The organism is Lactobacillus sp. HMSC08B12 (assembly GCF_001808415.1).
GTDB lineage: Bacteria > Bacillota > Bacilli > Lactobacillales > Lactobacillaceae > Lactobacillus > Lactobacillus delbrueckii.
The window spans coordinates 2,214-7,977 of the sequence record NZ_KV793165.1; the positions used below are offsets into that span (position 1 = coordinate 2,214).

The 5,764-nt window shown below is 51.3% G+C and carries 5 protein-coding genes; all 5 read right to left on the reverse strand.

What is annotated here, in order from left to right; all coding sequences use genetic code 11:
• Positions 1–468 precede the first annotated feature (468 nt).
• The 5 genes from HMPREF3168_RS05560 to HMPREF3168_RS05580 all read right to left on the reverse strand — a co-directional run bounded on the left by HMPREF3168_RS05560 (position 469) and on the right by HMPREF3168_RS05580 (position 5,337).
• Positions 469–1,380, reverse strand: coding sequence for a DMT family transporter (locus tag HMPREF3168_RS05560; protein WP_070488931.1), 912 nt, complete (start codon positions 1,378–1,380; stop codon positions 469–471).
• A 153-nt stretch (positions 1,381–1,533) separates the two neighbouring features.
• The gene (locus HMPREF3168_RS05565; protein WP_070488934.1) at positions 1,534–2,283 is read right to left on the reverse strand and encodes a gamma-glutamyl-gamma-aminobutyrate hydrolase family protein; all 750 of its coding nucleotides are present in this window, start codon (positions 2,281–2,283) and stop codon (positions 1,534–1,536) included.
• A 1-nt stretch (position 2,284) separates the two neighbouring features.
• Positions 2,285–3,094, reverse strand: a complete 810-nt coding sequence (locus HMPREF3168_RS05570; protein WP_070488937.1) for a Cof-type HAD-IIB family hydrolase — start codon at positions 3,092–3,094, stop codon at positions 2,285–2,287.
• Positions 3,095–3,158: 64 nt separating this feature from the next.
• The gene (locus HMPREF3168_RS05575) at positions 3,159–4,034 is read right to left on the reverse strand and encodes an alpha/beta hydrolase (protein ID WP_003613388.1); all 876 of its coding nucleotides are present in this window, start codon (positions 4,032–4,034) and stop codon (positions 3,159–3,161) included.
• Positions 4,027–5,337 (reverse strand): PTS sugar transporter subunit IIC, encoded by a 1,311-nt coding sequence (locus HMPREF3168_RS05580; protein ID WP_070488940.1) that lies wholly within the window; start codon positions 5,335–5,337, stop codon positions 4,027–4,029. The genes HMPREF3168_RS05575 and HMPREF3168_RS05580 overlap by 8 nt, the downstream gene beginning before the upstream one ends.
• Positions 5,338–5,764 lie beyond the last annotated feature (427 nt).

The following is a 5,764-nucleotide window of genomic DNA, read 5'->3' on the forward strand; positions in this document are numbered from 1 at the left end:
CCCACGTTTGCAAGTGGGAAGTTTAAGTTAATATCTGACTAGCGGCCTGTAGTGCTTCCTGCTTGCATCCCCTAGTACAGGATAGTACAGGATTTTAGGAAGCCGCCCCGATTTTGGGCCCCACAAAAAAGGCAAAAAAAGAACCGCCTGCTTAACGCAAGCGGAGAAAATAGAATCACTATTTAGATTCTATCATAGGTTGTCTTAGTAATCATGTTGAAGCCTGTGGACGCATCCAAATCATTGCACCTAATATTGCACCGGATTTAGTAACAACATTTTCTATCCTCAGTTAGTTAGAGTTGGCTAGATTGGAAAGAATCCCGTAGCGGCAAGCATTGAGAGACTTCTAGATTTGCTTAAAATTCGGCCTGGCTTAACCCCATGTTAATGATCAAATCATCGTTTTGGTTTTAACACAGTTTTCCTTACTCTGACGGGCTTTTTCGGCAATATGCATAAAAAGTTCTAAAGATTTCTTTGCAATTTTCCCCGGCGGGGACTGGGCACGACCTGCAGGCAGGTGGCCAGGATAATCAAGACCCCGCCCGCCATCTTCATGATGCCAAAGTCGCTGCCCAGAAGGGTAACCGACAGAATCGTCGCTACCAGCGGCTCAAAGGCCTCCAGCATGCTGGCCAGGCCGGCTGAGATGTACATAACGCTGGAAAGGTAGAGCGAGTAAGCGAAAACCGTACCGGCGATCACGATGTAGATCACCAGGCTCCATTCCTTAACCGTAACTCCAGTGGCGGGCATCAAGGCCAGGGCCGGACTGAGGATAATCCCGCCCAGCAGCATCCCCCAGGCCAAAATAGTGATGGTCCCGTACTTTTTAAAAAGCTTGGCCGGCATGGCAATGGCCAGAGCCTGGGTCAAGGCACTGAAGAAGCCCCAGACCAGGGTTTTAGGCGTCACCGTCAAGTGGCTGAAATTTCCGTTGGTCACCAAAACCACCGTCCCGACCACCGCTAGCAAGACCGCGATCAGATCGATTCTCCGGGGCATTTGCCGGGTTTTAGCCGCCATAAAGCAAATGATCAAGACCGGGGCCAGGAAGACCAGGACAGTGGCCGTCGGCGCGTTTGAGGCCGCTACCGTGTAGAAGTAGGTAAACTGGGTCCCGGTGATGCCCAGCATGGAGAAAAGGGCCGCGTAGAGAAGGTCCCGTGGATTTTTGAAAATAGCAAAGGTCCCCTTCCCCTTGTGGACCAGGGAAATGAGCAAAAGGCTCGCCCCGGCCAGCCATGACCGGACGTCAACCAGCCAGAAGGTATTGATATTGGGGTTTTGGTAGAGCATTTCCGCCGCCGTCCCCGAGGTCCCCCATAAGGCAGCCCCGGTAATTGCCAACAGGATTCCCAAATGCTTGTCTTTCATTTCTTCACCGTCATCGTTTCACGTGTAACATTCGATTTCTGCCTGGAAAGACAGATCCTTTTATATTATGACAGTTTTATGAGATCTTTGTTAGTCCCTTTTCTGAAAAAGGCAAAAGAAAAAGCAGCGAAAACGCTGCTTGCTTCTTTTCTTCTACTGCTTCTCTTCTTCCGCCTTGTCGATCAGGTACTTGAAGAGACGGTTCATGATGGCTGCTTCCGGGGCAGGGTTAGCGTGCATTTCTTCCGGGTGCCACTGCACGGCGATCACCTTGCCGTCAGTGCTTTCCAAAGCTTCCGTCACCCCGTCGCTGGCGCTGGCTGATTCGGTCAAGTCCGGAGCCACTTCCTTGATCAGCTGGTGGTGGAAGGAGTTGGTCATGAGGCTGCTTTCCCCCATGATCTTTTTCAGGGTTGTCCCGCTCTTGATCTTGACCACGTGGGTGCCCACGTCAGGCCGGGTAGCCTGCATGTGCTTTAAAGTGTTGCCTGGCCGCAAAGACAGGTCCTGCCACATGCTGCCGCCGTGGGCCACGTTGATGATCTGGGCGCCCCGGCAGATGCCCAGGACCGGTTTGCCGGTTTCTTCCGCCCGCTTCAAGAGGGCCATGTCGAAGGCATCCCGGTCTGGCCAGGTTTCCCCGCTCTTTTGGTCAATCTCTTCCCCGTACAAGTGGGGGTCAAGGTCATGGCCGCCAGACAGGATCAAGCCGTCAACTAAGTCCAGCTGCTTAAAGGCCATTTCTTCTCCGCCAGCGGTAAAAGGAATTACCAAAGGAATCCCACCGTTCTTGAGGACTGAGTCCACGTAAGCAGCGTTGACGTAGGTCCGGGGCTCGCCCATGAAGGGGCCGGACTGGATCGTAACTTCTGAAGCTGAAATACCGATAACTGCTTTTGCCATCTTATTCTCCCATGTCTACAAACTTCTCCACCGCCAAAGCGATGCCGTCCTGATTGTTGCTGGCCGTGACGTAGTCAGCCGCGGCCTTGATCTCGTCGATCGCGTTGCCCATGGCCACCTTGAAGACCCCAGGCAGCTGGAAGTCAGAGAGGTCATTGTTGTTGTCGCCAAAAACCATGGCTTCTTCCGGCTGGATGTTCAAAAGGTCCAGCAAAGTGGTTAGGGCCTGGCCTTTGGAGGTGCCAGGAGTATTGAATTCCAGGCACTGGCCGCCGGAAGCAGAGATTTCGAATTCCTGCTCAGTTGCCGGACTGAAGCCAGCCCGGAACTTCTTCATCTTGCTAGGCAAAGAAACAAACTCGCCCTTGATGAATTCGTAGTGCTGGCCGGGCACCATCCGCTTGACCCCCATGTTCCGGGCCTTGGCCAGAAAGCCGACACCGAAGGAACTGCCCTTTGGGGCTACATAGAAATCCTTGGTGTCCATGAAGTAAGGGCCAAAAATCCCCGTCTGCTTCAAGGCCAGTATGTGCTCCACGTTTTCATCAGTCAAGGGGCTGGCGCTTAGGACTTCCCCGTCCATCCGCTGGACCAGGCCGCCATTGTAGCAAATAGCAAAGTTATCTGCCGGATCCAGCTTGAAGGGTTCAAAGACCTTCAAGACGCCAGGCAGGGGCCGGCCGGACAGGGGCACCACAAGAATTCCTTTTTCCCGGGCCTTTTTTAAGGTCGCCAGGGTCTTAGGGCTGACCTTCTTTCTGGAAGTCAGCAAGGTTCCGTCCAAGTCCACCGCGATCAATTTAATCTTCATAGATGTTTCCTTTCATCTTTGCAACTATTTTACGGCAAAAGGCGGCCAGCGCCTAATTTCACGCTTAGTTTTCCTTGTGCTTGGAATTTTGGCTGTTGTTTGGCCCCGGCTTGACCTGCTGCTTGAGCAGGTACTCCTGGATAATCCTGACCACCTGCTTATTCTGCGGCAGGCTGGAGTGCTGGGCTTCTGCCCCGGTAACAGTCATCGTGGTATAGCTCTTGACCTGGTTCTGGAAGATGTACTTGCCGGCTTCCACGCTGCTTTCCGGCACTATCCCGTCGGATTCGTAGTTTTTCCCGCCGGACAGGGAGTAGACGATCATATTTTTCGGCAGGCGCTTGCGGTACTTGATAAAGTCTGTCATCATTTGCGTCTTGTACTTGATGCTCTTTTCACTAAAGTTGTAAGGCGAGCCCAAGGTCATCAAGCGCTTGATTGTGATTTCATCTGAATAGTCGCTGTAGTAGTGTTCCAGCCAGTAGGTCCAGATCAGGCCCCCGTTTGAGTGGCCAAAAGCCTTGAAGTTGTTAAACTTGTAAGTTTTGGCAATTTCGTAAAAGGCATCGTCCAGCCAGCCGGCCTGCTTCTTGATATTGCTGTAACCGTCATGGTTATTTTGGAAGCCAATCACGATAAAGGGCTCATTGTCCTCCTTTTTTATTGAACCAGAATAAGTCAAGGTCCCGTCTTCACTGATTTCCACCTTAAGCAGGCTGTGCTTATAAGGGGTATTCTCGTTGAGCAGGTTCACCAGTTCATTGAAGCGGTTGACGGTAGCACTGGAGCCGGGAACCATGATCAGAGGTGACAGTTGCGAGCGCTGGCGTTCAGCGTGCTCCTTGTTGGTCTTTTTCATCCAGGAATAGCCCGGAACGGCCAGCAAAATAATGATCGTCAAGGCAACGACGATCAGTTTCCAGTTGCGGCTCTTAAACATGACGGTCATCCTCCATTTCATAGTCCTTCAGCAGGATCTTGGTCCGGTTGTCCAGCTTGACGGCTGGAATCATCATGACCACGTCCAGGCAGAAGAGGAAGATGGTGAAAATCAAGGTCGGCCAGTTGCCGTTAGTGGCAAAAAACGGCACCAGAGGGCCTGGCGTCCCCGTCAAGACCGTGTAGACCGGAGTCGGCACGATATGCAGGAAAATCGCCAAAGCCGCGATCAGCATATTCACGACTGGCACCAGGACCAGCTCAAGGGCATAGATCGGGTTGAGAATCACCGGCAAGCCGACCAAAAAGCCCCGGGACGAACTGAACAAAAGCGGCCAGAGGTTCATCTTAGCCACTGTTTCCGACTCCTTCCGTCGGCCCCAGATCAAGATGGCCACGGCTAAAGCTAAAATTGTCCCGCAGCCGCCCATAACCCCGTAAATCGAGATCATGGACCCGCCCAGGTAAGGATAAGGCCCCTTCCAGACTGACCCCCGCCGCAAGACATAGGTCAAGTTGGCAGTCGCGGCGGCTGAACCAGCCACGTTGCCCAAGTCAAGAATCGGGGCTTCCAGGCCCAGCCAGCTCAAAAATGAAGCCAGGGCCGTGGCCGGCACCGTCAAAAGCAGGTTGTTGGAATTTTCAACCGATGACACGATGCTGGTCAGGCTGAAGTTGGCCTTGACCTTGCTGATGACCACATAGAGAATCCCGCCGATAGCGATGCCCACGATTACAGTAACCAAGGTCGGCTTCAGAGCCTTGATCGCCCGGTCCTGGACCAGTTTGGTGTGCTCATAGTTGACAGGCTCATAATCGGCCCCTAACCAGTGGAAGACCTGTCCTACCCCATAACCCAGCAAGAGGGCAAAGAAGGTGTACTGGAAGACCAAATAGCCTCCTGTAAGCAAAGAAATCCGTCCGGTCAAGCCCAGCTGAAAGAGATAGATCATGACCAAGAGACTGGTCAGAGCACTGATCCCAGCCATCGTCGCATCTTTACGGTAGATTTTTGCCGTAAAGGAAGCTGAGAAATAAACCGTGAACAGGCAAAAAAGGCCGAAGATAACTTCAACCACGCATTGTGACAGGCTGGTCCCGATGTCCCAGAAGCAGTCACTCATGATTTTGTCAAAATCAAATAAATTATAGATAAAACTTTCCGGCGCAAAGACGCTATTCTGCAAGACCTGGAAAAAGGCCCCGACCGTCGCGATCGGCATCAGAACGGCAAAGGTCCGCTGGGCCACTCTAAAAAAGGAGCGGCGGCGCAGCCAGATGCACCACTTGGCTAATTTGTCCATTTACTCTTCCCCCCACAAAAACTATATTAATTATACAAATTTCCATAGTACTTGAGCAAACTTTTGCCGCAAAAAACCGGACCAATTTCTGGTCCGGTTTAAAAAGTAACAAGAAATGTATTTATTCAACACTTGTAGCTGTTTCAGTTGCCAATGTGGGGTTAACCAGCATTACCAAACCGATGATGAGTGTTAGTAATCCCATGGTAGCTGCCTGCTTTCTATGATATCTGTGTTTAAAATTATAAGCTATGTTTTCATTCTAAAGGCCAAGGAGAAGAATTGCGAGTCATCTGCCTATCCTTAAGAAACACTTTAGAAAAGTAAGTATCTTGTAACTTAAAAGAAAACAAACTGCAATTAACCTGTAACAAAGGCAAAAAATATAAAAGCCAAGGAAAACAAAAAGAGCCAGACTTCCGTCTGA

Excerpts from the sequence above, each read along its gene's own strand:
- HMPREF3168_RS05570 (WP_070488937.1), bottom strand. The coding sequence starts at position 3,094 with ATGAAGATTAAATTGATCGCGGTGGACTTGGACGGAACCTTGCTGACT.
- HMPREF3168_RS05575 (WP_003613388.1), bottom strand. The coding sequence starts at position 4,034 with ATGTTTAAGAGCCGCAACTGGAAACTGATCGTCGTTGCCTTGACGATC.
- HMPREF3168_RS05565 (WP_070488934.1), bottom strand. The coding sequence starts at position 2,283 with ATGGCAAAAGCAGTTATCGGTATTTCAGCTTCAGAAGTTACGATCCAG.
- HMPREF3168_RS05580 (WP_070488940.1), bottom strand. The coding sequence starts at position 5,337 with ATGGACAAATTAGCCAAGTGGTGCATCTGGCTGCGCCGCCGCTCCTTT.
- HMPREF3168_RS05560 (WP_070488931.1), bottom strand. The coding sequence starts at position 1,380 with ATGAAAGACAAGCATTTGGGAATCCTGTTGGCAATTACCGGGGCTGCC.